Source organism: Streptomyces sp. NPDC052236 (assembly GCF_044548015.1).
Classification (GTDB): Bacteria; Actinomycetota; Actinomycetes; order Streptomycetales; family Streptomycetaceae; genus Streptomyces.
In genome coordinates, this window is the sequence record NZ_JBIUBL010000013.1 from 227500 (window position 1) to 254090 (window position 26591).

Genomic DNA, 26591 nt, shown 5'->3' on the forward strand with positions numbered 1-26591 from the left:
GGAGCCCCGCACACCGCGGAACCGTACGCTCCGGTGCCGTGGCGGGCCGTACGCCTCCGGCGTAGCGTCGTCGTCGAGAAGCGACGCATGGGAGGCCGGCGATGACGATCCGCAACATCATCGGTTCGGTCCTCGCTCTCATTGGAGCGACGGCCGCCGTATGGAGCCCCTTCCGTGGCTGGTACGACGGCCGTCGCGGCCGCTATTACCGCGTCGAGGACCTCTTCAACGGCATCACCGCGACCAGGTCCGACCTCGCGGCCTCGATCCTCCTGCCGCTCGCCTTCGCCGCGCTGGTGACCCTCATCGGCCTGGTCCTGCGCTCGCGGCCCCTCGTCGCGCTCGCCGGGCTTGTCGTGCTGGGCTTCACGGTCCTGTGGATGGTCCGCCAGGGTCAGGAGGCGGGCAGCCTGGTGGTCGGCGGCGACGGTTCGGGGCTCGGGGACGGCGTCGCGCTCGCCGTTGGCGGCGGGGTGCTGCTGCTCGTGGCGTCGGTCGTGATGAGCGGTCGCCGCCGCCGGGAGGCGCTGGAGGAACCTCCCGGGTACGGTCCCACGGGATATGGGGCCCCAGGATATGGGCCTCCGGAGTACGGACCGGCTGGACACGAGCCTCCGGAGCACGGTCCCGGGCCGGATCGCTGGGACGAATCACCGCCCGGTCGCAGCTGATACACGGCCCCGGCTTTTGCGGACGCCGGGGTCTTGATCAAGCGCTGCTATGGTGACATGCGCTCGTCAGATCGAGCACACACCTATGCGTTCAACGGGGGTTGAAACGTGAAGATTCGTCATGTCCGCGCCATCGCCGTCTTCGGCATCGCGATCGTCGCCCTGACCGGAGCCCGCGGTTCCAGCGGCGGCAGCTGTGGTGGTTCCAGCAGCGGAAGCGGCTCCAGCAGCAGTAGCGGCGGCGGCAGCAATGACAACAGCACCACCACAGGCGGCTCCACCGGCTCCGTCTCCGGCGGCTCCAGCGCCAACAAGGCCGAGCGCGACGTCCGCATAGACGAGTGCGGGCTCGACGCCGCCGGCAAGAACCTCACTGTGAAGATCACCGTCACCAACAGTGACTCCCTCGCGTACGCCTACGACGTCAGCCTGCAGTTCAAGGGCGACCTCGGCGACGACGTGAACACGGCCATCGCCCGGGTCGACGACCTCCAGGTCGCGGCGGACGGCACCCAGTCCGGCGAGGCGAGCACCCCGTACACCGGCAGCGGCGACGGCTCCGAGTACAAGAAGTGCGAAGTCGTCAGCGCCAGCCGCACCGCGAGCTGACACCTCCCAGAGGGACTAGCGCAGGCGGTAATCGCCCCTGCCCCGCCCGCTCGTGAAGAGCTCGGCCTGCCGTTCCGGCGGCAGGTTCCCGAGCGCGATCAGGTGCGGGGCATGGGCGAGCGCCTGCGTACGCGCCGCCTCCTTCGCCGCCCACACCGCGCGGACGGTGCCCTGCACCGCCTCCGTCGGGTACCCGGCGATCGTGCGGGCGCAGCGCACGGCCGCGTCCAGCGCGCCGCCGGGCGCGGTCAGTTCGGACACCAGCCCCGTTTCGTACGCCCGGCGCGCGGAGAGCCGCTCGGCCGTCCCCATCAGCGCCATCCGCGCCACCTCGCCGAACGGCATCCGCTGCGCGAGGTAGATCGTCTCGTACGCGCTGACCATGCCGTACGTCGTATGCGGATCGAAGAAGGCGGCCTCCTCGGAGGCGACGATGAACTCCGCCTCGCCGAGCAGATAGAACGCCCCACCGCACGCCATCCCCTCCACCGCCGCGATCACCGGCTTCCACAGGTCGTTCGCCTTCGGGCCGACCGCGATCAGCGGATCGTCGATCGAGTACGGGGACGGGGGCTGCGCCACCTCCGCCGAGCGGTCAAGCCCGGTGCAGAAAGCACGGCTCCCCGCGCCGGTGACGACAAGCGCCCGTACGCTCTCGTCGCGCCGGAACTCCCGCCACACGGCGGCCAGGTCCCGCGCCATGCCCAGATCGATCGCGTTGTGCTTCTCGGGCCGGTCCAGCGTGACGACCGCGACCCCGGTGTCCTTGTCCGCCTCGATGCGTACGCTCACGGCCGCTCCAGCAGCCACCGCGGCACCGCGAGCTCGCCGAGGCGGCCGAACGTCACCTTCACCCCGGCCCCGATGCGCAGCCGCGCCGGATCCACCGAGTTCAGCGGCGCGTCCGCCGCCGCGACCACATTGCCGGCCAGCCGGATACGGGGTGCTTCCAGCAGCTCCACCACGACAGCGTTGTACGGGGCCTGGGCGGCGTACGCGGGCAGCAGCGGCGGATGCGGAAGTACGTACGACCAGATACGGCCGCGACCGCTCATCCTGACCCACTCGCCGGAGAAGGACCGGCAGTGCGGGCAGCAGGGCCGCGGCGGAAAGCGCAACTCGCCGCAGTCGGCGCAGGCCTGGACGCGCAGTTCGCCCTGGGCGGCGTACTCCCAGAAAGGCGCGCCGTCCTCATCGAGGACCGGTGCGAGCAGCATCTCAACTCCTCAGCAATACGGCTGACGTGGGGACTCCCTCGCCCGCCGTGACCAGGCAGGTCGCGGCGTCCGGGACCTGCGCGGTGCTGGTGCCGCGCAGTTGCTTCACGCCCTCGGTGATGAGGTTGAAGCCGTGGACGTACGCCTCGCTCAGCCCGCCGCCGCCGGTGTTGAGCGGCAGCCGGCCGCCGATCTCCAGCGCCCCGCCCTCGGTGAAGGCCGCGCCCTCACCGCGTCCGCAGAAGCCGTAGCCCTCCAGCGACAGCGGGACGAGCGGGGTGAACGCGTCGTAGATCTGGGCGACATCGACGTCCTGCGGGCCGAAGTCGGCGGTCTTCCACAGCTGCCGGGCGGCGGTCCAGGCGGGGCCGGTGAGCGGGTCGTCGGTCCAGTAGTTGACCATTCCGTGGTGCTGGGCGGGCAGGCCCTGCGCGGCGGAGTGGACGTACACCGGCCGGCGCGGGCAGTCGCGGGCGCGTTCGGCGGAGACGAGTACGCAGGCCAGCGCGCCATCCGTCTCCAGACAGTTGTCGAAGAGGCAGAGCGGCTCGCTGATCCACCGGGCGGTCATATACATCTCGCGGGTCAGCGGGCGTTCGTACATGATCGCGGCGGGGTTCTGGTTGGCGCGGTTGCGGCAGGCGAGCGCGACATTGAAGAGGTGGTCGCGGGTGGCGCCGTACTCGTGCATATAGCGGCGGGCCAGCATGCCGATCTCGTCGGCGGGCCGCAGCAGTCCGAAGGGGCGGGTCCACTGAGCGGGGGTGGGGAGCTGCACCGCCGTGTTTTTCCAGGGCCGTGGGCCCGAGCCGCGTTTACGGGAGCGCCAGGCGACGCCGACGCTCGCCTGGCCGGTCGCGATGGCCGCGGCGAGGTGGGCGAGGGTCGCGCAGGAGCCGCCGCCGCCGTAGCCGACCTTGGAGAAGAAGGTCAGATCCCCGGTGCCGATGGCCTTGGCGACCTCGACCTCGTCGGTCTCCTCCATGGTGTACGAGGCGAAGCCGTCGACCTCGGAGGGGTCGATCCCGGCGTCGGCGAGCGCGGCGAGGATGGCGCGGCAGGCCAGCGCCTTCTCGGTTTCGGGGAGGTGTTTCGCGAACGGGGTCTGGCCTATGCCGACGATCGCTGTCGCGTCCTTGAGGCTCGCCATGGCCCGGAGAGTACAGCTAATCTGACGGTTAGTCAGCTAGGTCGGCTACGTCGGCTACTGGAGGGGTGGCGTCATGGACTGGTGCAGCGTTCCCGAGCTGGTGTGGTCGTCCGCCGAGCGGTACGCGGAGCGCGAGGCGGTGGCCGAGGGCCGTACGCGCGTCTCGTACGCCGAACTCGGCGAGCGGGTGGAGCGGGCGGCGGCGGCCTGCATGGCCGCGGGCGTCGAGCCGGGCGACCGGGTCGCGGTGTGGGCGCCGAACACCCTGGACTGGATCGTCTCGGCGCTGGGCGCGGTGAGCGCGGGGGCGGTGCTGGTGCCGCTGAACACACGCTTCAAGGGCACGGAGGCGGCGTACGTCCTGGCCCGTTCCCGCGCGAAGCTCCTCTTCATCACCGGAACCTTCCTCGGCACGTCGTACGTTGCCTCACTACGGCGCTCCGGCGCCGAACTGCCCGACCTGGAACAGGTGGTCGTCCTCGCCGACTCGGCCCCCGAGGACTACCGCGCCTGGAAGGACTTCCTGGCGGGCGGCGACGGCGTGACCTCGCGAGAGGTACGGGCCAGGGCCGCGTCCCTGACGCCCGGCGACCCTTCCGACATCATCTTCACCTCGGGCACCACCGGAAGCCCCAAGGGCGCGGTCATCACCCACGCGCAGACGCTGCGCTGCTACGACACCTGGTCCGAACTGGCCGGACTCCGCGAGGGCGACCGCTATCTGATCGTGAACCCCTTCTTCCACACCTTCGGCTACAAGGCGGGGATCATCGCCTGCCTGACGCGCGGCGCGACGATGATCCCGCAGCCGGTCTTCAATGTGGACACGGTCCTGGCCAACATCGCCGCGGAGCGGGTCTCGGTGCTGCCGGGTCCGCCGACGCTCCACCAGTCCCTGCTGGACCACCCGCAGCGCGGGGCGTACGACCTGTCGGCCCTGCGTCTGGTCGTGACGGGCGCGGCGGTCGTCCCGCTCCAGCTGGTCGAGCGCCTCCGTACCGAGCTGAACGTCTCCACGGTGCTGACCGCGTACGGCCTGAGCGAGGCAAGCGGCATCGTGACGATGTGCCGCCGGGGCGACCCGCCCGGGGTCATCGCCTCGACCTCGGGCCGCGCGATCCCCGGCACGGAGGTACGCATCGAGGCGGGCGAGGTCCTGGTCCGCGGCTACAACGTCATGCGGGGCTACTTCGAGGACCCGGAGGAGACGGCGAAGGCGATCACGGAGGACGGCTGGCTGCGGACGGGGGATGTGGGGGTCCTGGACGAGGAGGGCAACCTCCGGATCACCGACCGGATCAAGGACATGTTCATCGTCGGCGGCTTCAACGCGTACCCGGCGGAGATCGAGCAACTGCTCGGCCTCCACCCGGCTGTGGCGGACGTGGCGGTGATCGGGGTGCCGGACGCACGGCTGGGCGAGGTGGGGAAGGCGTACGTGGTGAGGCGGCGGGGGGCGGAGCTGGCGGGGGAGGAGCTGATCGCGTGGGCGCGGCGGGAGATGGCGAACTACAAGGTGCCGAGGGGGGTGGAGTTCGTGGCCGAGCTTCCGCGTAACGCGAGCGGCAAGGTCCTGAAGCGAACGCTGCGGGTGCGGCGCCCTGACGCGTGACCTCGGGCCCTTGTCGGGGCGCTGCCCCGAACCCCGCTCCTCAATCGCCGGAGAGGCTTAGGTTTCTCGCCGGCGGGGCTCCTTTGGAGCCTGTCCGGCGATTGAGGACACCGCCCGAAGGGCGGTACGGGGTCTGGGGCGGAGCCCCAGTTCTACCCGCCCAACCGCACCGGGATCTCCTGCCACCCGTACGCGATGAACGACGGGACCTGCCGCAATTCCTCCGGCGTAACCGCCAGTTCCAGGCCCGGGAAGCGCTCGAACAGCGCCGGCAGCGCCGTCCCCGCCTCCATCCGGGCCAGCGGAGCACCGATGCACCGGTGCACCCCGATCCCGAACGCCATATGGTCATCCGCTCCCCGCCCCGCATCGAACGACTCCGCGCTCTCCCCATAGTGCGCGGGATCCGTTCCCGCCCCCGCGTACGTCGTCAGGATCGCGTCCCCCGCGGGGATCGTCACCCCGTCCACCGTGATGTCACTGACCGCGAACCGCAGCGGCAGGCTCGCGATCGACGGATGGACCCGCAGCACCTCGTCGATGACGCCGTCCCAGCTGATCTCACCCGCCCGCACCGCGGCCAGCTGTTCCGGGTGGGTGAGCAGCGCGACCACCGCGTTGCCGATCAGGTTGACCGTCGTCTCGAAGCCCGCGCCGATGACCAGCAGCAGCGTGTAGAGCAGCTCCTCGTCGCTCAGCCGGTCGCCGTCCTCGTCGTCGCGGACCTTGATCAGCTCAGTGGTCATGTCGTCGCCGGGGTGGGCGCTCTTGTACGCGATGAGCGCGGGCAGCACCGTGCCGATCTGCTGCTGCACAGACGCGGCGTGCTCCGGGCTGGGGTCGGACGTGTCCATGATCGCGGCGATCATCCGGCCGGTGTCCTCGCGCATGTCCTCGGGGACGCCGAACAGCTCGCAGATCAGCCGCATCGGCAGCGGCTGCGCGAAACCGGCGCGTACATCCACCGGTTCACCGGACTCCCCCGCCACCGCCAGCTGCTCCAGCAGCTCCGCGGTGATCTCCTCCACGCGCGTACGCATCAGCTCCGTACGCCGCGCCGTAAAACTGGGCGCGACAAGCTTGCGCAGCCGTGTGTGATCCGGCCCGTACGTCGACAGCATGTTGACCACGCCGACCCAGCCCATGATCCAGCCCCACGACGGGTGTTCGCCGATCTCGGGCCACAGCGACCAGTGCTTGCGCGGGTCCTTGCTGACCCGGGGGTCCAGGATCAGGCCCTTGAGCGTGTCGTAGCCCGTGGGCGCCCAGGCCGGGATGCCGCCGGGGAGTTCTACGGGCACGATCGGGCCGAGGGCCCGCAGCCGGGCGTACTCGGCGGTGATGTCGGCGCCGAACGGGTCGAGGGCCACACGGCTGGTCATGGTCATGCACGCTCTCCTGGCTGGTCGGGGGTACGGGGGGTGAAGCGCACGGGAAGCGCCGTCAGGGAACGGTGGAACGGGCCCGGCCGCCAGGTCAGGCGTTCGCGCGAGGTGACCGGCTCCAGGTCCGGGAGCCACTGGGTGAGCCGTTCGATCGCCTCCGTGGCGATCAGCAGGGTCTGCTGCTTGACCGGGCACGCGTGCTCGCCCGCCGACCACGACAGGTGCGAGGCGTCGTGCGGATGGTGCGCGCCGACGAACTGCTGCTCGGCGAAGTGGCCGAGCGCCCCGTACGAGACGACGACCGGAACCGCCGCCTGGATCCAGACGCCGTGGAAGCTCAGCGACTCGCGCGCGAAGTGGATTCCGTAGTTCGACAGCGGCGTCTCGTACCGCAGCACCTCGACGACGGCGTCCATGACGGGACGGGAGCCGCTGGTGAGGGTCGAGTAGTAGGCCGGGTTGCCCAGGATGCGGGACAGCGCGTTGGAGACGAGGTTCGCGGTGGGCTCGTGGCCCGCGCCGAGGGTGAGGAAGACCTGCCAGGTCACTTCCTCGGGGGTGAGGGCCAGCGGGTGGTCGAGCAGCCAGCTGGTCAGGTCATTGCCGCGCTGGTCGCTCTTGGCGGCGATGAGTTCGATGACGTAGCGGCCGTACTCCGCCTCGCCCTGCGCCGACTGTTCGCCGCCCTCCATCAGCATGCCGAGCGCGTCGCTGAGGCGTCCGCTCTCGCTGTCCGGCAGGCCGAAGAGGTTGTTGAAGATCAGGCCCATCAGCGGGCGGGCGAATCCCGAGACGAGGTCGGTGCCGCCCGCGGGGCCGAACCGCGACACCAGCACGTCCACCGCGTGGTGCACGCGCTCGCGCAGGTCCTGCGGCTCCACCAGGTCGAAGGCGTCGACGAGGGTCCGGCGGTAGCGGTTGTGCGCGTCGCCGTCGGAGAAGAGGGCGTTGGGCCGCCACCGCATCATGCCCAGGATCGGCGAGTCCTCGGCGACCGTCACCTCCCAGGCCCTGGGGTCGTGCGACCAGGTCTCGGTGTCGTGCAGCAGATCCAGGGCGGCGCGGCGGTCGGTGACGACGTACGCGGGGACTCCGGGCGCGAGTTCCGCCCAGCCGATCGGGCCCTGGGCCTTCAGCGTCGCGTAGTAGCGGTGCGGGTCGGCGGCGAAACCGTCGTCCCACAGCCGGACCGGCGCGGACAGCGAGAAGGCGTCCACGGGAGCGGGGTACGGGGAAGGGGAAGGGGAAGCGGAAGTGGAAGCGGGATACGAGGTCGGATTCACCGGGTCTCCGGGCTGTGGCTCTGGGCGCTCTGGCTCTGGCGGGCGATGAGGTGCTGTACGAGGGAGAGCAGCGCGTCGATCGAGGCGTTGGTGTCGCGGGCGTCGCACGTCACCATCGGCGTACCCGGCTCCAGGTCCAGGGCGCCGCGCAGCTGCTCCTCGGTGTACGGGCGGGAGTCGGGGAAGGTGTTGAGCGCGACGGCGTACGGCAGCCCCGCCTCCTCCACCAGTCCCAGTACGTCGAAGGAGTCGTCGATACGGCGCGTGTCGACCAGCACGAGCGCGCCGAGCGCCCCGTACGCGATGTCCGCCCACAGGGAGCGGAAGCGTTCCTGCCCCGGGGTGCCGAACAGATACAGGACGATCCCCCCGGCCAGCGAGATCCGCCCGAAGTCGATGGCGACGGTCGTCGTGGTCTTGTCCCGTACACCGGCGAGGTTGTCCACCGAGACCGACGCCTCGGTCAGTTGCTCCTCGGTGTGCAGCGGCCGGATCTCGGAGACGGAGTCGATCAGAGTCGTCTTGCCGACCCCGAAGGGGCCGGTCACCACGATCTTCACCAGTTCACGGGCGGTGTCCGGCAGGTGCAGGCCACCGCTGCCGTTCTTGAGGCTATAACTTGAGGGCGCGGAGGCCATCGGCGACTCTCTTCAGCAGGTCACTGTCGGGCTTGGCAGCGAAGGGGACCGGCGGGCGGGCGCTCACCAGCCCCTGGTCGGTCAGATCGGCAGCGAGTACGCGTACGGCCGACACCGGCAGCTCCAGCAGCGCCGCGGTCTCCACCACGGTCAGCGAGCCGCCGTCCAGCGTCCGGAGCAGGTTCTGCTGGGCTGCGGGGAGCGATGCGGGCACGGGCCCGGCGCCCCCGGTCAGCACGGAAAGGCGCTCCAGGCTGTTACGGCTCGGCCGCGCGACTCCGCCGGTGGACAGGTACGCGGGGACCAAGGGGCGACCGCTCCGGCGGCCGGTCATGCCTCGGCGCCGCCGTCGGCTCCGCGGGGGGCCGCGGCCATCGTCTTCTCGCCGAGCCTGGCCACCTGCGAGTGGACGCGGTGGCCGAGCAGGTCGAGTCGTACGTGGGGATCGCCGAAGGCGGCCACGCAGGTGCCGTGGTCGGTGGGCGCGACCAGGATGTAGCCGAGGTCGGACTCGATGACGACCTGGCGCAGGTGGGCGTTGTCCTGATCGGCGAAGGCAGCGGCGGCGGTACGGCACGCGCCCTGCACGGTGCCGATGATCGCGGCGACGCGTTCGGCGGAGGCCTGGGACAGCGCCGTGGAGTAGCCGGAGATGAGACCGTCCCTGGTGAGCAGGACGGCGGCCTGGACGTGCGGGATCTCCAGGATGGGATCGAGCACCCATGCCGTGTCGCCGGTGTCGCGGCTGGTCATCGGGGGTCGTTCCCTTCGGTGGTGGCGGGCGCGGCGACCGTGGCGACCGCGGCGGCGTTCCGTGCGGCGGCGGTCGCGGCTTGGAGGGCGCCGAGCGCGGCGGCGGCCTCATCGGGGCTGCGCGGTGGCGACAGGGGCTCGGTGGCCGCCGCGGGCGGGGGCGGCGGTCCTTCACCCCGGGAGCGGCGGCGGCGCTGGGGCAGTACGTCACCGTCCGGCGCGGCGGCGTGCGTGATGGCGGCGTACGGACTCCCGGTGTCGGCATCCGTGACGGGGGCGAGGGGCGTCGTGGCGGGGTCCGTGTCGTAGCCCGCAGCCGCCTGTGCCTTCTCGGCAGTCGAGGGCGTCGAGGGCATCGAGGGCGTCGAGCGGGTCGAGCGGGTCGAGGGCGTCGAGCGGGTCGCGGCCGGCCGGGTGGACCGTGCCGCGCTGGCCGCCGGCGGTCGCTCGGCCGAGTCGATGTGGCTGAGCAGATGGTTCTTGATCAGCAGCACCGCGCGTACGCCGCCGTAGGGCGACGGCGTCGACAGGTCGACGGACAGGTCGAACTGGCGCGTCAGCTGGCCGATCGCGGCCAGTCCCATCCGGGGCGGGTCGCCGAGCTCGGAGAGCATAATCGGCTCGGTCCCTGCCACCATCCGCTGCGCGTGGGCGCGTTCGTTTGTGGCCATGCCGACACCGGCGTCGTCGATGGTCACCGACACGCCGTGGTGGGCGCGTTCGAGGCTGACCGCGACGGTGGTGTCCGGCGAGGAGTGGCGCAGGGCGTTGTCGAGCAGCTCGGCGACGATGATCGCGACCGGCTCGACGGCGTGCGAAACGAGTGCCGTGCCGTCTTCGAGGTGGTTGTGGATCTGGATCCGGTGGTAGCCGACGAGCCTTGCCTGACCACCCGTCACCGCGTCGACGAGGTGTGATTCCTCGCGGGCCAGCCCCACCCACGCCCCGCACACCACCGCGGCGACCTGGGCGCGGCGCAGCGACTGCTCGTTCTCGTGGTCCAGCGCGAAGAAGGTCTGTGACAGCTCGGGGTCGTCGTAGCGCTGTTGCAGCCCGCGCAGGACGTCCTGCAGCCGGTAGAGCCCGGCCTGGATCTCGCGGGTGGCGCCGCGCATACCGGCGCGGGCGGCGGCGTCGACCCGCTTGCGCTCCTGCGCCATCGCGCTCCGGAGCCCTTCCAGCACGCCGTCCAGGCCCGCGCCCAGCTCGGTGCCGGGGACATCGGGGTGCAGGGTGCCGGGCACCTGGACGTGCGGGTGGGCGGTGCGGGAGGCCTCGGCGGGGATGCGCTGCTGTGCCAGGTGGACGACCTCGGCGGTGAACGCCTGTGTGGCGCGGCTGATCTCCTGGCGGGCGAAGTCGACATGAGCCCGCAGACCGGCGATCTCCTCGCGCTGTCTGGCCCGTTGCCGACGGGAACGCAGCAACCCGCTTCCCAGGACGAATGCCGACAGGGTCCCGGCGGCCAGGCCGCCGACGGCCAGGTCCGGTATTTCGATCATCGATTAGACCTCGGGAAGACAGGGGGTGGGGCCGCCCCGGGAGGCGGACTTGCCCATTACACACTGCCTTTGGACCGTCGCGGTCCGTTTTGCGGGAAGATCCTTACGGAATTGTCCCCGAGGTGACTGAATTGGTGTCAAAAGTGTCGTGTGTCTGGCCCCGACGGGGTGTGGTGTGGGAGCGCCGGCTCAGGGCGCCTGGTGGTCGCCGAAGGGGGCGACGGGCGTGTGGTTGTCGCTGAGGGGGGTGAGGGGCATGTGGTTGTCGCTGAGGGGGGTGAGGGGCGTGTGGTGGTCGCCGGCCACTGCGGGCGTCGCGATGCCGGTGGTCAGGGCCACAGCGATGAAGGCTCCAGTCATCAGCCGCTTGGTGCGAGTCATGCCATCTCCTCTGAAGGGTGTGGTCCGCCATTCGCCATTGACTCTAAGCGTGATGGGAACACAAGATCGATGAGTGTCGATGAGTATCGATGAGTGGAGTGCTATTCGGACAACGTTTGGCTGGAACGCGTGGCCGGACATGCCGCGACCGCGGCGGCCCCCCTCCGCGCCGCCGCGGTCGCACCCCGTCCGGTGAAGTCCGGTGTAGTTGGCTCAGCGCGGGCTGGGCGCCGGTGCGTGGTTGTCGCCCTGCGTCGTGGCACCGCCGTCGCTCAGCAGCGCCGGCGGCGCGGGCGCGTGGTTGTCGCCCATCGTGGTGACCGCTTCTTCGGCGACGACTGCCTCGGAGGCGATTGCCTCGGTGAGGAGTTCGTCGGTGATCAGTCCATTGGCCGGCGGCGCGGGCGCGTGGTTGTCGCCCATCGTGGTGATCTCGTTCAGGTTCTTGATGCTGTCGCTCATTTTTCTGCTCCCCCATGGGATTGCCCGACACGAACTGAAGGGGCCTTCTGCCCGGAAACTCCCCCGAGGGTCGCCGGGCAGAAGGCCTGAGAGGACCACACGCCCCATGCGGAGTAGGGTCCCGAGTCGTTCCGCCTGCCCCCCGACGCGACGGATCGACTGCTGTAGAGCATGTCCGACGAGGATAAACATTCGATGAACGGCCTGGTCGGAGGGGTTCCCTCCGCGCCCGGGTGCCCCTTACGCCGCGCTGAGCGGCGAGAGCAGCCCCCGTACTTCCTCGGCCTCCGCCGACCCCAACTGCTCGTGCAGCGTCAGCGCCTCGTGCCAGCACGCCCGTGCCCGGTCCGCCTGCCCCAGGCTGTCCAGGGCCCTGCCCAGGGTGATCAGCACATTCGCCCGGGTCCGGTCGCCGCCGATGCAGCCGATCGCGAGCGCCTGCTCGGCGTGCTGGGCGGCCCGGGCGGGGCGGCGGGCCGAGAGGTGCGCCTGCGCGATACGGAAGAGCGTGGTCCCCTCCCACAGCCGCTGCCGGTTTGCCTCGAAACTCTCCAGCGCCTCGAGCAGTTGCTCCAGCGCCTCGGCGTGGCGCCCCGCCTGCGTGAGCGCGACGCCCAGGGCGTAGCGGGCGTTGGCCAGCCGCAGGGTGAGCCCGATGTGGTCGTAGATCTCCAGGCCGCGCCGGGCGAGATCGATGGCGTTGGACGTACGGCCCATGAAGAGGTTGAGCCGGGAGAGGTTGCACAGGGCGGTGGCTTCGCCCGGAGCGTTGTCGTCCGCGCGGGAGCCTTCCATCGCATCCAGGAGATACCGCTCGGCCTCCGCGTACCGCCCCTGGATGAGGGCGATGATGCCGCGGTCGTTATTGGCCCAGTAGAGGGGTGTGAAGTCGTCGGCTCGCGCCGCGAGCACCGCGGCCCGGCCCGCCTCTTCGTCCGCCTCGTCGTAACGCCCCGCTACCAGGTGCACATTGGTGAGGATGGTATGCGCCCGCGCCTCGGCGCGGATGTCCCCGGCCTCCTGCGCGGCTCCCCGCGCGATCAGCGCGGCGGACTCGTACTGCTTGGAGTTGGCGCCCGACTCGCCCAGGTCCTTGGCCGCCCACAGCAGGTCGATCGCGCGCCGCAACCGGTTGCCGGACATGGACTGCTGCGCGCACGCCAGCAGGCAGTTCGCCTCGGTGTACAGCCAGTCCAGCGCGGCGTGGCGTCCCGAGAAGTCCAGACCCTCGTACGTCGTCGGCTCCAGGTGGTTCACCAGACGGTCTCCCGGGCGCTCGATCGCGTACACCCGGGCCGCCGTCGCCAGGTAGAAGTCCAGCAGGCGCGACAGGGCCAGTTCCCGTTCCACTGGGGGGTGTTCGTCGCGTTCGGCGCATACACGCGCGTAGAGGCGAACCAAGTCGTGGTAGCGGTAGCGGCCCGGCGCGGCCGACTCCAGGAGTGATGTGTCGACCAGGGTTTCGAGCAGGTCCTCTGCCTCTTGGAGCGGAAGGTCCAGTACCGCGGCGGCCGCCGCCAGCGACATGTCCGGGCCGTCCGCCAGGCCCAGCAGGCGGAACGCGCGGGCCTGCGCCGGCTCCAGCTGGCCGTAACCCAGCTCGAAGGTGGCCTTCACCGCGAGGTCGCCCGCCTGGAGTTCGTCGAGCCTGCGGCGCTCGTCGGCGAGCTTGGCGGCCAGGACCGAGACCGTCCAGGTGCGGCGGGCGGCGAGACGGGACGCCGCGATACGGATGGCGAGCGGCAGGAAGCCGCAGGCGGCGACCACATCGAGGGCCGCCTCACGCTCGGCCTGGACGCGTTCCGCCCCCACGATCTTCGTGAAGAGCTGAAGGGCTTCCTCGGGGGACATCACGTCCAGGTCCACCAAGTGCGCCCCCGCCAGGTCGACCATGCGGATACGGCTGGTCACCAGCGCCGCGCAGCCGGCCGTGCCCGGCAGCAGCGGCCGTACCTGGGCCGCGTCGCGGGCGTTGTCCAGCAGGACCAGAATGCGGCGGCCGTCCAGCGTCGAGCGGTACAGCGCGGCCCGCTCGTCGAGCGTGTCGGGGATCGCGGAGTCGGGCGTGCCCAGCGCCCGCAGGAACGTGCCCAGTACGGTTTCGGGCTCAACGGCCCGGGTTCCGGCGCCCTGGAGGTCGATGTACAACTGCCCGTCCGGGAAATGCGGGCGCGCGTCGTGCGCGATGTGCACCGCGAGTGTCGTCTTGCCGACCCCGCCGATGCCCGCGAGCGCCGACACGGCCATCACCGCCCCTTCGGCGCCGCCCAGCCGGTCACCCAGCTCCCGGACGAAGGCGGCGCGGCCGGTGAAGTCGGCGACCGTCGCGGGGAGCTGGAAGGGCCGGGAGACCTGCGGCGAGGAGGGCGCGGGCTCCTCGCTCGGGCGGGCCAGCTCCTCGTCGGCCTGGAGGATGCGCTGCTGGAGCTTGGCCAGTTCGGGGCGCGGGTCGACCCCCAGCTCGTCGGCGAGCAGGCGGCGGGTGTCGGCGTACACGGCCAGCGCCTCCGCCTGCCGGCCGCTGCGGTACAGGGCGAGCATCAGCAGCTCACGCAGCCGCTCCCGCAGCGGATACGCGGCGGTGAGCGCGGTCAGCTCGGAGACGGCGTCCGCGTGGCAGCCGACCTCCAGGTCCAGGTCGAGGCGGGTCTCCAGGAGCTGAAGCCGCCACTCCTCCAGGCGGGCCCGCTGATTCTCGGCGTACGGCCCCGGCACATTGGCCAGCGGCTCGCCGTCCCACAGGCCCAGCGACTTGTTGATCAGCAGCCGGGCCTGGCAGCGGTCTCCGGCGGCGCGTGCCTTCTCCGCCTGGGTGGCCAGCTCCTGCGCCACCGTGAGGTCGAGGGCGTCGCTCCCGACCCGTAGCGCATAGCCCCCGGACTCGCTCACCAGGGCGTCGGGACCGAGGGTCTTGCGCAGCCGCGAGGCGTACGTCCGTACGGCCGCGAGGGCCTGCGAGGGCGGGTCCTCGCCCCAGATCGCGTCGATCAGCTCGGACGCGGTCGCCGTACGGCCCGTGCGCAGCAGCAGCGCGGCGAGCAGGGCGCGCTGCTGGGGCGAGCCCGAGATCAATGTCTCTCCGCCGCGCCAGGCGCGCACCGGGCCCAGCACGCTGAAACGCAGGTCAATGATGCCGCTCCGCACCGGAGAGCGCTGCTCCGGTACGTGTGGTCCGCTGTCACGGTCCATCGCTGCTCCCTGCCCCTGCCCCGTGCCGCCGGAATCGCCCTCGACAGTCTGCCCTGTGCATGGCGGCTCCGTCAGCAGCGGGGCGAGTGATCCTCGTGCCTGTTCGGCTGTCGTGGGGCGTCCCACTAGCTGACGATCCGTCAGGTAGCCGCTACCGTGGACCGCATGGAGACCTTCCCGAAGATCATCTCGGTGGACGACCACACGGTTGAGCCCCCCAACGTCTGGCGGGACCGCCTCCCGTCGAAGTACCAGGATCTCGGCCCGCGCATCGTCCGGGCGCCGCTGAAGGAAATGACCTTCCTGGGTGGCCGGTTCGCGCCGGTGATGGGCGCGCAGGGCGACGCGGGGCCGGTGGGTGACTGGTGGGTGTACGAGGATCTGCACCGGCCGCTGACCCGCCTGGACACGGCGGTCGGCTTCGACCGCGACGAAATCAAGCTGGAGGTCATCACGTACGAGGAGATGCGGGCGGGCTCGTTCAGCGTGCCGGAGCGGCTGGCCGACATGGACGTCAACCATGTGCAGTCGGCGCTCTGCTTCCCGACCTTTCCGCGCTTCTGCGGCCAGACCTTCACGGAGGCCAAGGACCGCGAACTGGGGCTGCTCGGGGTGCGGGCGTACAACGACTGGATGGTGGAGGAGTGGTGCGGCCCCGAGGCGCACGGCCGCCTGATCCCGCTGACGCTGATCCCGCTGTGGGACGCGGAACTGGCGGCGGCGGAGGTACGGCGCAACGCGGCGCGGGGCGTGCGGGCGGTCTGCTTCTCGGAGATACCGCCGCATCTGGGGCTGCCGTCGATTCACACGGACGAGTGGGACCCGTTCCTACGGGCGTGCGACGAGACCGGCACGGTCATCGCCATGCACATCGGCTCGTCGAGCCGGATGCCCTCGACCTCTGCGGACGCGCCGCCGGCGGTCGGGTCCACGATCACATTCGCCAACTGCTGCTTCTCGATGGCCGACTGGCTGATGAGCGGCAAGTTCGAGCGCTTCCCCGGCCTGAAGATCATGTACGCGGAGGGCCAGATCGGCTGGATCCCGTACATCCTGGAGCGGGCGGACGTGGTGTGGGAGGAGAACCGCGGCTGGGGCGGCGTCGCGGACAAGGTGCACCGCCCGCCGTCGGAAACCTTCACGGAGCATGTGTACGGCTGCTTCTTCGACGACGCGTTCGGGCTGCGGAACCTGGACGCGATCGGGGTGGGGAATGTGCTGTACGAGACGGATTACCCGCACTCGGACTCGACGTGGCCGAAGTCGAGGGAGGTCGGCGAGGCGCAGATGGGGCACCTGGCGCCGGATGTGGTGGACCGGATCGTGCGGGGGAACGCGATCGATCTGCTGGGGCTGACGGCGGAGGGACTGTGGGCGGGGGCGTAGTGCCTCCAGCCGGGGCGTGAGCGGTGCGGTAGGGCGCTGGCGGCGCCCCGGGAGGGGGAGCTTCGGGACACACCGGCCTGCCCGCTGGGGTGTCCTGGTACGGCACTCCAGGGCACGATCAGGGCATGACGCTGCCGCTCGCCGAAGCCGAGAAGATCCTCGCCGACAACTTCGCCCCCTGGGTGCTCGACCTCGGGCTCTCCGTCGTCGATACCGGCGAGCGGCATGCCGTGCTGCGGCTGCCCTGGTCGGCCCGTATCGCGCGCGAGGGCGGCGCGCTCTCGGGGCAGGCGCTGATGGCCGCGGCGGACACCGCGACCGTCATCGCCGTCGCCTCCGCCCTCGGCGGGTACGCGCCCATGACGACGGTCCAGCAGTCGAGCACCTTCCAGCGCGCGATCACCGGCGCCGACGTACTGATCGACGCCCGGATCACCAAGCTCGGCCGGCGCATGGCGTTCGCGGACATCACCATGACCGCTGACGGGTCGAAGGACGTGGCGGCGCGAGCCTCGACCGTGTACGCCCTGCTGGGCTGAGACGGGGGAGAGCGGCGCGCACGGTCCTGCCCGCGGCCTCGCGAACCACGGGAACACTCCGGCGTGAGCGCGCCCGCGCGCCGACCCCTTGCCTGACGCTCCATCAGCTACCACGATGGGGTTCGCCCGACGTATATGACGATACGTCAGATCAGGCGAGGAGGCGGCGGCATGGTGCAGGTACTGCCCCAAGGGTGGCTGTCGTACGGCATGCAGCTCCCCATCCAGTCGCAGAGCACCATCTACGCCGAGCCCTGGGAGGCCGGCGCCGGAGCCGACGATCTCGCCGAGATCGCCAGGACCGCCGACCGGACCGGGTTCGCGTACCTCGCGAGCTGTGACCACGTCGCGATCCCGCGGCGGCTCGCCGACGCCATGTCCACCGTCTGGTACGACCCCGTCGCGACCCTCGCTTTCCTCGCCGGGATCACCGAGCGCGTACGCCTGCTGAGCCATGTCGCCGTCGTCGGCCTGCGCCACCCCCTCGTGACCGCCAAGCAGTACGCCACCCTCGACCACCTCTCCGGCGGGCGGCTGATCCTCGGGGTCGGGGCCGGGCATGTGCGGGAGGAGTTCGACGCCCTCGGGGCCGACTTCGCGGGGCGGGGGGCCGTGCTGGACGAGACCATGGACGCGCTGCGGGCGGCGCTCGGGCAGGACGAGTACCCCGAGCACACCGGGAAACGGTTCTCCTTCGGCGACCTCGGGCAGCGGCCCAGGCCAAGCCAGCCGCAGGTCCCCCTCTGGGTGGGCGGCTCCTCGCCCGCCGCCCTGCGCCGCGCCGCCCTCCGCGGCGACGGCTGGCTGCCGCAGGGCGACCCGCGCGACCGGCTGCCCGCGCAGATCGCCCGGCTGAAGGCGCTGCGGGAGAAGGCGGGGATCGCCGAGCCCATCGAGATCGGGGCCATCGCCGAGCCGCTGTACGTGGGGCAGCCCGACTGGAACACCGGACGGCACACCCTGAGCGGCAGGCCCGACGCCCTCGCCGAGTCGTTGCGCGACTACGCCGCGATGGGTGTGCACCAGGTCCAGGTGCGGTTCCGCAGCCGGAGCCGCAGTGAACTCACCGACCAGATGGCGGCCTTCGCCGCCGACGTCGCTCCGCACCTGAACTGAGGAGAGTGTCATGGGCAAGCTCGACGGACGCGTCGTCCTGATCACGGGCGCGGCGCGCGGACAGGGCGAGCAGGAGGCGCGCCTCTTCGCGGCGGAGGGCGCGAGGGTGGTGCTCGCCGACGTACTGGACGAGCCGGGCGAGGCCCTCGCCAAGGAGCTGGGTCACACATACGTTCATCTCGATGTGAGCCAGGAAGTCGACTGGATCGCCGCCGTGGCCGCCGCGAAGGAGCGCTTCGGCAAGATCGACGGGCTGGTCAACAACGCCGGGATCCTGCGGTTCAACGAGCTCGTCGCCACCCCGCTGGAGGAGTTCCAGCTGATCACACAGGTGAACCAGGTCGGCACGTTTCTCGGGATACGCAATGTCGCGCCCGAGATCGAGGCGGCCGGCGGCGGCACGATCGTCAACACCGCCTCGTACACGGCCATGACGGGCATGGCGGGCGTCGGCGCGTACGCCGCGTCCAAGCACGCGATCCTCGGCCTGACGCGGGTCGCGGCGCTGGAGCTGGCCGCCAGGAGGATCCGGGTCAACGCGATCTGCCCGGGCGCGGTGGACACCCCGATGAGCAACCCGGACGGCGTGGACCCGGCGGCCGTGGCCGAGCTCTACGGGAAGCTCGTGCCGCTGGGCCGGGTCGGGCAGCCGGAGGAGATCGCCAAGCTCGCGCTGTTCCTGAGCTGCGAGGACTCCTCGTACATCACCGGGCAGCCGGTCGTCATCGACGGCGGCTGGCTGGCCGGTGTGAGCCTGTTCTGACTCCCCTCTGTTGACTGTGCATGCGTGCGGTGGAACAGTCGGTCCCATTCAAATCTGACGATGCGTCAGAAACATAGGACGGTGGTGAACCCCGTGGAATTCGGGCTCTTTGTACAGGGCTACCTCGGCAAGCGCGCCGAAACCGACCCGCTCGCGGAGCACAAGGTGCTGATGGAGGAGACCGAGTACGTCATCCAGGCGGACAAGTCCGGGTTCAAGTACGCCTGGGCCTCCGAGCACCACTTCCTGGACGAGTACTCGCACCTGTCGGCCAGCGACGTGTTCCTCGGCTACCTCGCGCACGCGACGGACCGGATCCACCTGGGCTCGGGCATCTTCAACCCGCTGGCGCCCGTGAACCACCCCGTGAAGGTCGCCGAGAAGGTCGCCATGCTCGACCACCTCTCCGAAGGCCGCTTCGAGTTCGGTACGGGGCGGGGGGCCGGCAGCCACGAGATCCTCGGCTTCCTGCCGGGCATCACCGACATGAACCACACCAAGGAACACTGGGAAGAGACGATCGCCGAGTTCCCCAAGATGTGGCTCCAGGACGAGTACGCGGGCTTCCAGGGCAAGCACTGGTCGCTGCCACCGCGGAAGGTCCTGCCGAAGCCGTACGGGAAGTCGCACCCAGCCATGTGGTACGCGGCCGGGTCACCGCCGTCGTACGCCATGGCGGCGAAGAAGGGGCTCGGGGTGCTGGGCTTCAGCGTGCAGAAGGTCTCCGACATGGAGTGGGTGCTGGAGCAGTACAAGACGGCGATCATCGAGGCGGAGCCGGTCGGGGACTACGTCAACGACAACGTGATGGTGACCTCGACGGCGATCTGCGCGCCGACGCACGAGGAGGCGGTGCACATCGCGGCGACCAGTGGTCTGCACTACCTGCAGTCGCTGGTTTTCCGGTACCACGACACGTTCCCGCGGCCGGAGGGGTTCCCGGTGTGGCCGGAGACACTGCCGGAGTTCAACGAGGAGATCATCGAGCTGCTGATCGCGGAGGAACTGCTGATCTGCGGGGATCCGGGGGAGGTGCTGCGGCAGTGCAAGAGGTGGGAGCAGGCGGGCGCGGATCAGTTGTCGTTCGGGCTGCCGGTCGGGATCTCGTACGAGAACACGCTGCAGTCGATACGGCTGATCGGTGAGCATGTGATTCCGCAGATCGACACGGACCCGGTGCACCGGACGTCGCGGTTCCGCGAGGCGGCGGGCGCGTAGCCGCTGCGCGGGGCTTGTCCCCTACCCGCCCTCCCCCTACGCCTAGCGGCGTGGGAGGTACCCCCATCCCTTAACCAAGGGGCTTCGCCCCCTGGACCCCCGTACCGCCTTCGGCGGTGTCCTCAAACGCCGGACGGGCTTGGTTTCCCGCCCGTCCGGCGGAAAACCAAGCCTCGCCGGCGATTGAGGCGCGGGGTTCGGGGCGGAGCCCCGACGAGGGCCGGACATTGTCAGCCTCGCCGGCGATTGAGGCGCGGGGGCTCGGGGGCAGCGCCCCCGACAAGAACGGCGACGGCCTCCCGGACCGTCGCCCACCGCTCCGGCCGGAGCGCCCGCACCCGGCAGCGGCCTGCCCGCGCGCCCCGGCCGGAGCCACCAACCCGGAGCCATAAATCCGCACGGAAGGGACTTCACGCCATGCTCGACCACCTCATCCGCGCCGCCACCGTCGTGGACGGCACCGGCGCCCCCGCCTACCCCGCCGACCTCGGCATCCGAGACGGCCGCATCGCCCTCATCGCCGCCCCCGGCACCGTCACCGAAGACGCCAGGACGACCGAGGACGCCACCGGGCTCGTCCTCGCGCCCGGGTTCGTGGACCCGCACACGCACTACGACGCGCAACTCTTCTGGGACCCGTACGCCACCCCCTCCCTCAACCACGGCGTCACCACCGTCGCCGGCGGCAACTGCGGCTTCACCCTCGCCCCCCTCAACCCCGACCGCCCCGACGACGCCGACTACACCCGCCGCATGATGTCCAAGGTCGAGGGCATGTCCCTGGTCGCACTCGAAGAAGGCGCGCCCTGGAACTGGCACACCTTCGGCGAGTACCTGGACGCCCTGGAGGGCCGTATCGCGGTCAACGCGGGCTTCATGGTCGGCCACTGTGCCCTCCGCCGCCACGTCATGGGCCCCGACGCCATCGGCGGTCAGCCAACGCCCGCCCAACTGGACCAGATGCTCCGCCTCTTCCACGACGCGATGGACGCGGGCGCGTGGGGCCTGTCCACCACCCAGTCCTCCACCCACTCCGACGGTGACGGAAAGCCGGTCGCGTCCCGCCACGCCCAGCCCGCCGAACTGCTCGCGCTCTCCCGCGCCGTCGCCGACCACGAGGGCACCCAGCTCGAAGCGATCGTCGCGGGCTGCCTGGACCAGTTCTCCGACGACGAAATCGGCCTGCTCGTGGAGATGAGCGCCGCCGCCGGACGGCCCTTGAACTGGAACGTCCTCACCATCGACGCCTCCGTCCCCGAGCGCGTGCCGCGCCAGCTCCTGGCGAGCGAGCGAGCCCGGAAGTCCGGTGCCCGCATCGTCGCCCTGACCATGCCGATCCTCACTCCCATGAACATGTCGCTGGGCACCTTCTGCGCGCTCAACCTCATCCCCGGCTGGGGCGACATCCTCGGCCTCCCCGTCCCCGAGCGCATCGAGAAGCTCCGCGACCCTGCCGTACGGGCGGAGATGCTGCGCCGCGCCGACTCCAAGGAGGCGGGCGTCTTCCGCCGCCTCGCCCACTTCGGCCGCTACGTCATCGGCGACACCTACTCCCCCGAGAACGAAGGCCTCAGCGGGCGCGTCGTCAAGGACATCGCCGCCGAACGCGGCCAGGACGCGTTCCAGTGCCTGGTCGAGATCTGCTCCAACGACCGGATGCGTACGGTCCTGTGGCCCATGCCCACCGACAACGACCCCGACTCCTGGGAGCTGCGCCGCCAGACCTGGCTCCACGAGGACGTCATGCTCGGCGGCTCCGACGCGGGCGCGCATCTGGACCGGATGTGCGGGGCGCCGTACACCACCCGCTTCATCGGCGACTGCCTGCGCGGACGCAAGCTCGTCAGCCTGGAGGAGGCGGTACGGATGCTGACCGACGACCCGGCGCGCCTCTTCGGTCTGCGCGAACGCGGCCGGATCCAGGAGGGCTTCCACGCCGACCTCGTGCTCTTCGACCCGGAACGAATCGAAGCGGGCCCGGCCACCCTCGTACACGATCTGCCCGGCGACAGCCCGCGCCTGGACGCGAAGGCCATCGGGATCGTTTCGGTGCGCGTCAACGGCGTCGAGGCGATACGGAACGACCAGGTCACCGGGGCCGTACCGGGCCGGGTTCTGCGCTCCGGCCGGGACACCAGGACGGTGTCCACCAAGTGAGCGCAACGCAGCCGCTTTTCATCGGGGGCGAGTGGGTCGAGCCGGACGGCGGCCACTACGAGGTCGTCAACCCGGCGACGGAGGCAGTCGTCGGTCTCGCGCCCGAGGCGAGCCGCGCGCAGGTGTACGCCGCTGCCGCCGCCGCCCGCGAGGCGTTCCCCGCCTGGTCGCGTACGCGCCCCGAGGAGCGCGCCCGGATCCTCGACGCCGCCGCCGACGTCATCCAGCGCGAGTCGGAGCCGTACGCCCTCCTCGCCCGCGCCGAGAGCGGCGCGACAACCGCGACCGCGCGCGGAATGCAGGTCGCGGTGGGCGCGGCCCGCTTCCGGCGGTACGCGAAGGGCGCGCTGGAACCGGTCGAGCAGGCGCTGCCGCCACAGATCAACGCGGCGGGCCCGATGGGGGCGGCGGGCGTCTTCGGGGCGCTCGCCGTACGCCGCCCGGTCGGCGTGGTCACATGCGTCACGTCGTACAACAACCCCTGGGCCAACCCGGCGGGCAAGGTCGCGCCCGCGCTGGCGATGGGCAACACGGTGGTGGTCAAGCCCGCCCCGCAGGACCCGCTGTCCGTCTACCGGATGGCCGAGGCACTGGCGGAGGCGGGCGTGCCGCCGGGTGTCGTGAATGTCGTCACCGGGTCGCGTACGGAGGTGGGGGAGGCGGCGGTCGAATCCCCGGACGTCGACATGGTCAGCTTCACCGGCTCCACGGCGGTCGGACAGCGCATCGCGGAGGTCTGCGGGCGAAGCATGAAACGCCAGCTGATGGAACTGGGCGGAAAGGGCGCGGCGGTCGTCTTCGACGACGTGGACGAGGCTCGGCTCGCCTCGGCGGTGAAGGGCATCGGCACGACGTTCGCCTTCTACAGCGGCCAGATCTGTACGGCTCCGACGCGGGTGATCGCCCAGCGCGGGATCTACGACCGGCTGGTGGCGGGCCTGACGGCGTACCTGGGCCATCTGACGGTCGGCGACCCGGCCGAACCGGGCACAGTCGTCGGCCCGGTCATCTCGGCGGCCCACCGGGACCGCGTCGAGTCGTACATCGAACTCGGCCGGAAGGAGGGCGCGCGGCTCGTGGCGGGCGGCGAGCGGCCTGCGCGGGAGAAGGGCTTCTACGTCGCGCCGACGCTCTTCGCCGACTGCACGAACGACATGCGGGTGGTGCGGGAGGAGATCTTCGGCCCGGTGGTGGTCGTGGTCCCCTTCGACGCCGAGGAGGAGGCCATCGCGCTGGCGAACGACAGTGACTACGGTCTGATCGACTACGTGTGGTCGGGGGACGTGGCGCGGGCGTTCCGGGTGGCGGGGCAGCTGCGGGCGGGCGGGGTCGGGGTGAACACGATCGGCCGGAACATGGAGGCGCCGTTCGGCGGGTTCAAGAAGAGCGGGGTGGGGCGGGATGTGGGGTCGTACGCGCTGCACGCGTACAGCGAGCTGCAGTCGCTGGTCTGGCCGGGCTAGACGTCCAGAGCAGCGGAAAGGGTGCGATGTCTCTGCCGGAGATCCGTATTCCGGGGGCTTGCACACCCCCCGCGCGATCAGCACGTCCAGCAGCACGACCTCGCCCTTCTCCTGATACACCGTCGTGAACCCGGATTAGCGCCTGCGAGGGCAGTGCGTTACGCCAACTGCGTGGCGCGCGGCCCTCAGCCGCCCAGGAACACCGGATTCGTGAACGCCGCCAACGGCCCCGGCAGGCCCGGCACCACCGCCGCGTGGCGGACCTCCGCGCGGACGTACGCCGCGTACGACGCCGTCGTACGCCACTCCACCGTCGCCACCCCCGACGCCGGGATCGCCGCCGTGTGCAGCACCCCCTGGTCCGTCACGATGCGCGCCGAGCAGTCCGGCGCGCCCGCCACCTCCAGGCGGACCGTGACCGGATCATCCGCATCGACCCGCAGCCGCTCGCCGATGCCCGCATGGCGGCCACGCCCGCCCGCCGCCGAGAACGAAAGCGACACCGCCTTCGACTCGGCGACGTACGAACGTCCCGCGCGGATGCCGTCGAGGATCGCCTCACGCGTCAGGTCCTCCGCGAGGACCACCGTCTGCGGGGTGCCGATCGGGTCCGGGTGGCGGTGTGCGTCGCTGCTGCCCATGGCGGGGGTCCAGCGCTTGCCGGACCATACGGACGCGACCAGCGTGTTGTCCCACGCCTGGAGCGAGACCTCGTCGTCCGGCCCGAACGGGCCGTTCCACACCTCCACCGCGTCCGCCTCGCCGAAGCCGAACTTCCAGTTGCAGCCGATGCAGGTGGCGTGCGGATGCGCCGGTACGACCAGGCCGCCCGCGCGGCGGATCTCGCGCGCGTAGTGGCCGAACCGGTTGTCGCGCGCCCGGTAGCGCCAGTCGATGAACGTGCCGGGGTCCGTGCCCAGCGCCACCAGATGGCCGTTGCGTGTGGTGACCTCCTCGCCCATCAGGATCAGCAGGTCGTCGCCCGCCTGGTCCGCCCAGTGGGCGTGCGCCGCATGCGTGTTGTGCTCGGACGTGTTGACGAAGTCGAGCCCGGCGGCACGGGCGAGCGCCGCGATCTCGGTGGGCGTGCGCCTGCCGTCCGAGTACCAGGAGTGCAGATGACAGTCCCCCCGGTACCAGGCCCGGCCCCGCCCCTTGGCCCGCTCCGGCGGATAGACCGGCTTCGCCGTCTGGCCGGGCGCGCCGTACCGGAGCGTGATGGTCACCTCGTACGTCAGGCCCGCCGGCGAGACGGTGTACGGACCCAGCGCGATGTTCCAGGTGCCCGCGCGCACGGGACCGGGGATGTAGCCCGGGGTCGCGTCGTCCGCGCGGATGAAGAACTCCGTACGGGCGCCACCCGACCAGCCCCGGAAGCCCTCGCCGCCCAGCTCCGTGCCGCGCTCGTCGAAGATGCCGATGTCCAGGGCGTTGCCCTGCGTGCCGGCGGGCATGACGGGCCGCTCGTAGAGGTACGAGACGTGGATCTCGCGTACGCCCCGGGGGACTTCGACCGGCAGATAGACGAAGTCGGGGGAGCCGGTCGGCAGAGTGCCGCGTACGACCTTGGTGTCCTCGCCGCTGCTCGGGGCGGCGTTCGCGAAGCTCACGCTTCCCAACGTAAGGGCAGCGGCGGCTCCCGTCACGAGCAGTCCGCGTCTTCCCATCGCGTGGTGCGGTGCGTGTTCGTCGTTGCACATGCCGTCGGCTCCCCAGGGTGATGAGTGGGACAGGGGTGGATGCACTGCTGCACTCGAACCCTGGTATTGAGCCGTGAACGGCCGGGCAAGCGAAGGGGTTTGGTGGATGGCGCGGCCATTTCCAGTCGGGGTGGCGGTCCCGGTGCGTGCGGTGCGGCATACCGTTGACCAGCCACCAAAGAAGATGGACGACGGAGGAGCCCGATGCGGATCTCGACCACGATCTTCCTCACGGACGAGACGATCACGCCCGTACGGCTGGCGCGTGAGCTGGAGGAGCGCGGGTTCGCCGGGCTCTACCTGCCCGAACACACCCACATCCCGGTGGAGCGCGCGACCCCGTACCCGGCGGGCGGTGAACTGCCACCCGAATACGGCCGCACCCTCGACCCCTTCATCGCCCTCGGCCAGGCGGCGGCGGTCACGGAGCGACTCGGTCTCGGCACCGGTATCACGCTCATCGCCCAGCACGACCCGATCGACCTCGCGAAGCAGATCGCGACCCTGGACCACCTGTCGGGCGGCCGGTTCACGCTCGGCCTCGGCTTCGGCTGGAACAAGGAAGAGGCGGGCGACCACGGTGTGGAGTGGACGTCACGGCGTGAGCTGGGCCGGGACCGGATGGCGCTGATGCGGGCGCTGTGGGCGGACAAGCCGACGGCGTACAAGGGGGAGTTCGGGTCGGTACGGGCGTCGTACGCCTACCCGAAGCCGAAGGGCGGCGCACCGCGCACGCTGGTCGGGGGAGCGGCGGGGCCGAAGCTCTTCTCGCACATCGCGGAGTACGCGGACGGCTGGCTGCCGATCGGCGGGCGCGGCCTGACGGAGTCCGTGCCGGTACTGCGTACGGCGTGGGAGGCGGCGGGCCGCGACCCGGGGGCGTTGCAGGTGGTGCCGTACGCGGTGCTGCCCTCACCGGGGAAGCTCGGGCACTACGCGGAACTGGGCGTGGAGGAAGTGGTGCTGCAACTGCCGCCGGCCGGGGAGGCGGAGGTACTGCGGGTGCTGGACGAGTACGGGCAGTACGTGTCGTCGCCGTAGCCGCCGGGGAGTACGGGGCCGGGCGCCCATACGGCGGGCGCGCCGGAGGCGATGAGGGAGAAGGCGGGCGGCAGCATGGCGGCGGCCATCGCGGCGGCGGCGAGGAGGGGCGAGGGCGAAGGTGAGGGCGAAGTCTTCATGCCGCCTCAGCCTGCCGTGCGGGCGGGGCGAGGCGGCATAGACACGCACAAACCGCATAAACCTCAGCCGGTCGAGTGCGCGCGGGCCCCTGCCCGAGCTGCTCTCTAGTACGGCAGTGCCAGCAGCCTGATCAGCCAGAGAGCCGCCGGGATGGCGAGGGCGACGCCCCAGAAGCCGACGAGCATGAACGCGCCCAGGGCGGTCACCAGCCACTC

General features: G+C 71.0%; 24 protein-coding genes. 11 read left to right on the forward strand and 13 right to left on the reverse strand.

Translation table 11 applies throughout. The features are described 5' to 3' along the window. The first annotated feature begins 101 nt into the window (after positions 1 to 101). Both ACIHCQ_RS22770 and ACIHCQ_RS22775 read left to right on the forward strand, forming a co-directional pair. Positions 102 to 671, forward strand: a complete 570-nt coding sequence (locus tag ACIHCQ_RS22770) for a hypothetical protein (protein ID WP_399665111.1) — start codon at positions 102 to 104, stop codon at positions 669 to 671. Positions 672 to 779: 108 nt separating this feature from the next. Beyond that, entirely contained in the window at positions 780 to 1280 is a 501-nt protein-coding gene (locus ACIHCQ_RS22775; RefSeq protein ID WP_399665114.1) for a hypothetical protein, read from the forward strand. Between the two features lie 15 nt (positions 1281 to 1295). On the opposite strand, the gene ACIHCQ_RS22780 is transcribed toward ACIHCQ_RS22775, so the two are convergent. Genes ACIHCQ_RS22780 through ACIHCQ_RS22790 form a run of 3 tightly spaced genes read right to left on the reverse strand, consistent with a single transcriptional unit; the run spans position 1296 to position 3647 of the window. Next, positions 1296 to 2072 carry an enoyl-CoA hydratase/isomerase family protein gene (locus ACIHCQ_RS22780; RefSeq protein WP_399665117.1) on the reverse strand — a complete coding sequence of 259 codons (777 nt, stop codon included), beginning with the start codon at positions 2070 to 2072 and terminating at the stop codon, positions 1296 to 1298. Further along, a complete protein-coding gene (locus ACIHCQ_RS22785) occupies positions 2069 to 2497 on the reverse strand; it encodes a Zn-ribbon domain-containing OB-fold protein (RefSeq protein ID WP_399665120.1) in 429 nt (142 codons plus the stop codon). Before ACIHCQ_RS22785 ends, ACIHCQ_RS22780 begins: the two co-directional genes overlap by 4 nt. Position 2498: 1 nt before the next feature. Next, positions 2499 to 3647, reverse strand: a complete 1149-nt coding sequence (locus ACIHCQ_RS22790) for a lipid-transfer protein (RefSeq protein ID WP_399665123.1) — start codon at positions 3645 to 3647, stop codon at positions 2499 to 2501. Positions 3648 to 3720: 73 nt separating this feature from the next. On the opposite strand from ACIHCQ_RS22790, the gene ACIHCQ_RS22795 reads away from it, so the two are divergent. Continuing rightward, positions 3721 to 5259, forward strand: coding sequence for a FadD3 family acyl-CoA ligase (locus ACIHCQ_RS22795; RefSeq protein ID WP_399665126.1), 1539 nt, complete (start codon positions 3721 to 3723; stop codon positions 5257 to 5259). Positions 5260 to 5411: 152 nt separating this feature from the next. On the opposite strand, the gene ACIHCQ_RS22800 is transcribed toward ACIHCQ_RS22795, so the two are convergent. The 9 genes from ACIHCQ_RS22800 to ACIHCQ_RS22840 form a co-directional block, all read right to left on the reverse strand. After that, complete coding sequence (locus ACIHCQ_RS22800) at positions 5412 to 6647, reverse strand: cytochrome P450 (protein ID WP_399665129.1); 1236 nt, start codon at positions 6645 to 6647, stop codon at positions 5412 to 5414. Then, the gene (locus tag ACIHCQ_RS22805; RefSeq protein WP_399665131.1) at positions 6644 to 7861 is read right to left on the reverse strand and encodes a cytochrome P450; all 1218 of its coding nucleotides are present in this window, start codon (positions 7859 to 7861) and stop codon (positions 6644 to 6646) included. Before ACIHCQ_RS22805 ends, ACIHCQ_RS22800 begins: the two co-directional genes overlap by 4 nt. 62 nt (positions 7862 to 7923) lie before the next feature. After that, positions 7924 to 8565 carry a GTP-binding protein gene (locus ACIHCQ_RS22810; RefSeq protein ID WP_399665134.1) on the reverse strand — a complete coding sequence of 214 codons (642 nt, stop codon included), beginning with the start codon at positions 8563 to 8565 and terminating at the stop codon, positions 7924 to 7926. Beyond that, positions 8540 to 8899 (reverse strand): DUF742 domain-containing protein, encoded by a 360-nt coding sequence (locus tag ACIHCQ_RS22815; protein ID WP_399665137.1) that lies wholly within the window; start codon positions 8897 to 8899, stop codon positions 8540 to 8542. Before ACIHCQ_RS22815 ends, ACIHCQ_RS22810 begins: the two co-directional genes overlap by 26 nt. Next, the gene (locus ACIHCQ_RS22820; protein WP_399665140.1) at positions 8896 to 9318 is read right to left on the reverse strand and encodes a roadblock/LC7 domain-containing protein; all 423 of its coding nucleotides are present in this window, start codon (positions 9316 to 9318) and stop codon (positions 8896 to 8898) included. The genes ACIHCQ_RS22815 and ACIHCQ_RS22820 overlap by 4 nt, the downstream gene beginning before the upstream one ends. Next, positions 9315 to 10820: an ATP-binding protein gene (locus tag ACIHCQ_RS22825; protein WP_399665143.1), complete on the reverse strand. Its 1506-nt coding sequence runs from the start codon at positions 10818 to 10820 to the stop codon at positions 9315 to 9317. The genes ACIHCQ_RS22820 and ACIHCQ_RS22825 overlap by 4 nt, the downstream gene beginning before the upstream one ends. Before the next feature lie 189 nt (positions 10821 to 11009). Beyond that, a complete protein-coding gene (locus ACIHCQ_RS22830) occupies positions 11010 to 11201 on the reverse strand; it encodes a hypothetical protein (RefSeq protein WP_399665146.1) in 192 nt (63 codons plus the stop codon). A 213-nt stretch (positions 11202 to 11414) separates the two neighbouring features. Continuing rightward, on the reverse strand, positions 11415 to 11663 hold the full coding sequence (locus tag ACIHCQ_RS22835) for a hypothetical protein (protein WP_399665149.1): 249 nt from the start codon (positions 11661 to 11663) through the stop codon (positions 11415 to 11417). 240 nt (positions 11664 to 11903) lie between these two features. After that, complete coding sequence (locus tag ACIHCQ_RS22840) at positions 11904 to 14852, reverse strand: AfsR/SARP family transcriptional regulator (RefSeq protein ID WP_399665152.1); 2949 nt, start codon at positions 14850 to 14852, stop codon at positions 11904 to 11906. Between the two features lie 165 nt (positions 14853 to 15017). Here ACIHCQ_RS22840 and ACIHCQ_RS22845 point away from each other — a divergent pair, with 165 nt between their 5' ends. The 7 genes from ACIHCQ_RS22845 (at position 15018) to ACIHCQ_RS22875 (ending at position 23494) form a co-directional block, all read left to right on the forward strand. Beyond that, positions 15018 to 16238 carry an amidohydrolase family protein gene (locus ACIHCQ_RS22845; protein ID WP_399665154.1) on the forward strand — a complete coding sequence of 407 codons (1221 nt, stop codon included), beginning with the start codon at positions 15018 to 15020 and terminating at the stop codon, positions 16236 to 16238. A gap of 125 nt (positions 16239 to 16363) precedes the next feature. Further along, the gene (locus ACIHCQ_RS22850) at positions 16364 to 16777 is read left to right on the forward strand and encodes a PaaI family thioesterase (protein ID WP_399665157.1); all 414 of its coding nucleotides are present in this window, start codon (positions 16364 to 16366) and stop codon (positions 16775 to 16777) included. A gap of 171 nt (positions 16778 to 16948) precedes the next feature. Continuing rightward, on the forward strand, positions 16949 to 17893 hold the full coding sequence (locus tag ACIHCQ_RS22855) for an LLM class F420-dependent oxidoreductase (protein ID WP_399665160.1): 945 nt from the start codon (positions 16949 to 16951) through the stop codon (positions 17891 to 17893). A 10-nt stretch (positions 17894 to 17903) separates the two neighbouring features. Then, positions 17904 to 18656: an SDR family NAD(P)-dependent oxidoreductase gene (locus ACIHCQ_RS22860; RefSeq protein ID WP_399665165.1), complete on the forward strand. Its 753-nt coding sequence runs from the start codon at positions 17904 to 17906 to the stop codon at positions 18654 to 18656. A gap of 93 nt (positions 18657 to 18749) precedes the next feature. After that, positions 18750 to 19874, forward strand: coding sequence for an LLM class flavin-dependent oxidoreductase (locus ACIHCQ_RS22865; protein WP_399665209.1), 1125 nt, complete (start codon positions 18750 to 18752; stop codon positions 19872 to 19874). A 417-nt stretch (positions 19875 to 20291) separates the two neighbouring features. Next, positions 20292 to 22031 carry an amidohydrolase family protein gene (locus ACIHCQ_RS22870; RefSeq protein ID WP_399665168.1) on the forward strand — a complete coding sequence of 580 codons (1740 nt, stop codon included), beginning with the start codon at positions 20292 to 20294 and terminating at the stop codon, positions 22029 to 22031. Beyond that, positions 22028 to 23494: an aldehyde dehydrogenase family protein gene (locus ACIHCQ_RS22875; protein WP_399665171.1), complete on the forward strand. Its 1467-nt coding sequence runs from the start codon at positions 22028 to 22030 to the stop codon at positions 23492 to 23494. The genes ACIHCQ_RS22870 and ACIHCQ_RS22875 overlap by 4 nt, the downstream gene beginning before the upstream one ends. A gap of 185 nt (positions 23495 to 23679) precedes the next feature. On the opposite strand, the gene ACIHCQ_RS22880 is transcribed toward ACIHCQ_RS22875, so the two are convergent. Beyond that, positions 23680 to 25194 (reverse strand): CehA/McbA family metallohydrolase, encoded by a 1515-nt coding sequence (locus tag ACIHCQ_RS22880; protein WP_399665174.1) that lies wholly within the window; start codon positions 25192 to 25194, stop codon positions 23680 to 23682. A 204-nt stretch (positions 25195 to 25398) separates the two neighbouring features. On the opposite strand from ACIHCQ_RS22880, the gene ACIHCQ_RS22885 reads away from it, so the two are divergent. Beyond that, positions 25399 to 26235 (forward strand): LLM class F420-dependent oxidoreductase, encoded by an 837-nt coding sequence (locus tag ACIHCQ_RS22885; protein ID WP_399665177.1) that lies wholly within the window; start codon positions 25399 to 25401, stop codon positions 26233 to 26235. Positions 26236 to 26591: the final 356 nt, after the last annotated feature.